General features: G+C 34.1%; 4 protein-coding genes (1 of these 4 cut by a window edge). 1 reads left to right on the top strand and 3 read right to left on the bottom strand.

Annotated features, from left to right (window positions below; all coding sequences use genetic code 11):
* On the top strand, positions 1 to 959 hold the 3' portion of the coding sequence (locus WG67_RS00165; RefSeq protein WP_070356714.1) for a Tol-Pal system protein TolB. 304 nt of this gene lie to the left of the window's left edge; 959 of the gene's 1,263 nt are visible here — the last part of the coding sequence; the start codon falls outside the window, past its left edge; its stop codon occupies positions 957 to 959.
* A gap of 11 nt (positions 960 to 970) precedes the next feature.
* Here the strand turns inward: WG67_RS00165 and gatC are convergent, their stop codons facing one another.
* From gatC to WG67_RS00150, 3 genes are all read right to left on the bottom strand, one after another.
* Entirely contained in the window at positions 971 to 1,354 is a 384-nt protein-coding gene (gene gatC, locus WG67_RS00160; protein WP_070356713.1) for an Asp-tRNA(Asn)/Glu-tRNA(Gln) amidotransferase subunit GatC, read from the bottom strand.
* Complete coding sequence (locus WG67_RS00155) at positions 1,344 to 2,270, bottom strand: ribose-phosphate diphosphokinase (RefSeq protein WP_070356712.1); 927 nt, start codon at positions 2,268 to 2,270, stop codon at positions 1,344 to 1,346. Before WG67_RS00155 ends, gatC begins: the two co-directional genes overlap by 11 nt.
* A 303-nt stretch (positions 2,271 to 2,573) precedes the next feature.
* A complete protein-coding gene (locus tag WG67_RS00150) occupies positions 2,574 to 3,440 on the bottom strand; it encodes an ankyrin repeat domain-containing protein (protein WP_070356711.1) in 867 nt (288 codons plus the stop codon).
* Positions 3,441 to 3,511 lie beyond the last annotated feature (71 nt).

Raw genomic sequence — 3,511 nt, 5'->3', positions numbered from 1 at the left:
AGCTATCATTTCGTTTATTTGACGCTTTTACAAAAAGAGAATTACTTACTCAGTCAGTTGTTTTTCCAGCAAAAGACTGGAGAAAAATTGGTCACCTCGTTTCGGATGTGATACATGATAGATTAATTGGTGAGAAAGGGCACTTCAACACAAAAATCACGTATATCGCTGAAGAAAAAGATAGCAACTACAAATCTGTGCGTAAAATTGCTGTGATGAATCAAGATGGAAGTAATATAAAATACTTAACAAATGGCGATAGATTTGTGTCAACACCGAGATTCTCACCAAATGGAAAGGGTATTGTTTATATCTCGTACGCAAATGGTAAAAGTTATATAATATTAAAAAATTTAAAAGATAACACTGAATCAATAATCAGCGCATTTGAAGGAGTTGTTTCTGCACCAAGATTTTCTCCCGATGGTAAATCTCTTTTAATTTCCCACTCATTGGGTGGTGAAACGAATATATTATCTTTGGATTTAAGTAGTAAACGAACAAAAAAAATTACTAAAGGTTCAGCTATAAGCACTTCTCCCTCTTTTTCTCCAGATCAAAAGTATATGGCTTTTAGTTCTGATATAAGTGGGAGTCAGCAACTGTACGTTATCGATTTTACTAACAAAAGTAAAAAACCTAAAAGAATTAGTTTTGGAAGTGGAAGATATGCTACGCCTGTTTGGTCGCCAAAAGGAGATCTGATAGCTTTTACAAAGATTCAGTCAGGAAAATTTTACATAGGAGTTATGAAGCCAGATGGCAAAGAAGAACGTCTGCTTTCAGAGGGGCATAAAATTGAATCCCCGGCATGGTTACCAAATGGTAGAGAAATCATTTTTACAAGAACAGAATCACCAAGCAACTCTAAACTATATTTAGTAGACTTAGTAAAGAAAAATCAAAAAATGGTTTCCACTCCCACAAATGCTTCTTTACCGGATTGGTCTTATTTTTGAAAGTAGATCTATTATAGATTTGATATGAGCCTTATTTTACTTGAATTGCTTATAACCTTTGGCACTACGAAATACCCATGCTCAGGTTTTGTATTGGACAATATCTCTTTTTTAATGTTTTGAGAATTTATAACATCATCGCGTACATGAATGTCCTTGTCTATGCTGCCATAACGCATAGGAGAAACACCTTCAGTATTAACTTGCAATAAAGTATCATGTATCCAATCCAGCATTGTCAGTTCTTTGGAGTAGTGATCAATCTCGTCATTTGATAACTTAATCCTTACAAGCTGTGCAATTTTAAGCATTTCTTCTTTGGTAATTGTTATTTTTCTCTTATTTGCAAATTCTATTAGTGAAGTAATAACGTCTTCTGTTGACTTAGCTGGCATCTTTACCTCCTTGGATAAAGTGAGTTAAAATATCTACGACCGAAACAACTTCTATTTTACCAGTTTTTTCAAATTTGTGAAGTATGGTATCCGTAATCACTAATTTATCTAAAGAAGAGGAAGAAATTTTCTCAACTGCACTTCCTGAAAGCACGCCATGTGTGATGCATGAAATTACGGACTTTGCTCCGTGGCCTTTTAAAGCAAGAGCTGCATTACACAATGTTCCACCAGAGTCAACTATATCATCAACAATGACACAATTTTTATTTGCAACTTCTCCTATTATGTTCATTACTTGAGATGTGCCTGCTTTCTCCCTATATTTATCTACTACAATAATCTTATCATTTAACCCTATCTTGTACTTTTCCTCTAAAGTCTTTGCAAAAGCACGTGCTCTGCCAATTGCTCCAACATCAGGTGCAACAATTGCCAAATTTTCTGTGTGTATAGAGTCAACAAATGCTTCAAAGCAGTTCAAATTAGTTATCGGTACATCAAAGAATCCTTCAATTTGACTTGAGTGCAAATCAATAACTGCAACGCTACTTGCACCTGCAGTTTGAATAAGATTTGCAACTAATTTGGCACTTAAAGCAGACTGCACATTATTGTTCTTGATAATTCTATCTTGCCTGCTATATCCATAATAAGGGATAATTACTACTATCCTTTTGGCTCCTGATCTATTTACTGCATCAATTATAAGCAGAAGCTCCATAAGATTATCATTCACAGGGGGAGAAAGAGATTGTATTATATATACTTCTTGATTATATAGATCATTTGCTACTTCTACATTTACCTCACCATCGGTAAACTTTGATATCCAAGCAGAGGATGGTTGAACATCTAGCCGGTTAACTACTGATTCCCCTAATTCCTTACTAGCATTACCTATTATTATCTTCATAACGCACTAATTGAGTTTTTAAGATTATACAGAAATTGTGAAATAATTGAAATGTAAGTGTCTTTATCTAGCATTCTTGTCGGTGAATTAGATACCTCTTGTACAATGACCTGTCATTTTCACGCGTTGTTTCAATATATAGACCCAAATTGAAACAACTATACAAAATCCTGCTTATGTTTCAAGATAAATGACTTTAATGAAATATAATTTATCTAGTCATTTGTATCTGCTAACATACTACACTTCCCATTGTAGAGCCTCTGCAACTTACTGAAATTTATAATCGCTTTATAAAAAGCTTTATACTCTTTGCTTAATTGGAGGCGCTACCTCTGCACTTTCTGCTCTGTCTAGGGTACTACTTGGTTTTTCTGCAGTAATTTTTTGAATGCTACCATCTACCTTATTCTTGATATCTGCTCCATATGATCTTAATACTTCAATAGCTTTCTCGTTTCCACTATTCAGCGCAATATCCAAAGCATCCATTCCATCATTATTTTTGTGGTTGATAAAATTCTCTAACTCAAAGATTTTTATATATTGCTCAATGATGAATTCTACCACTTTTCCAGGGCAATTATTAGCGGCAGGAAAGAGTACTGCATTGTTATTATTGTCTTTCTTTGTTACATCTGCTTTGAGCTTGTCTATCAAATACTTGATAATTTCTATTCTGCTATCATCTTCTGCTTCAGTGCACTGCCTAGCAGCTAAAAACAGAGCTGTTCGCCCATTATTGTCCACATTTTCAATATCTTGTCCCTTATCAATTAAGGCTTGTATTATATTTTTGTTCCCATATAAAGCAGCAAAGTGAAGAGGAGTATACCCTTCGGTACTTTCTCTTTCATTAATCAATGCACCATGGCTAGCTAGTAATTCTATAAATTCTGGCGTATTTGCAAAAACTGCAAAGTGCATTGGTGTTAGATCATCTTTACCATGATTTTGAGTTTTTGCATTAACGTTTGCTCCATTTTTTATCAGCAATTTTGCTATTTCTAATTGTTTGCGTCCGATGGCAATATGCAGTGGCGTACGATTGCGTTCATAATGATCATTGACGTTTGTGCCACATTTTATTAGTAGTTCTGCAGCTTCAATATTACCTTCCTGAATTGCAACGTATAAGGAAGCATATCCATCTTTTGTTTCCTCTGTCATACGAAATTGCAAACATGTTAGTTCATATATTATTAAGGATTATTATTAAGTTTTTATTAATACAATATTAA

The organism is Wolbachia endosymbiont of Drosophila incompta (assembly GCF_001758565.1).
Classification (GTDB): Bacteria; Pseudomonadota; Alphaproteobacteria; order Rickettsiales; family Anaplasmataceae; genus Wolbachia; species Wolbachia pipientis.
Note: the sequence above shows the minus strand (reverse complement) of the source record. Positions and strands in the feature narration are given on the sequence as shown.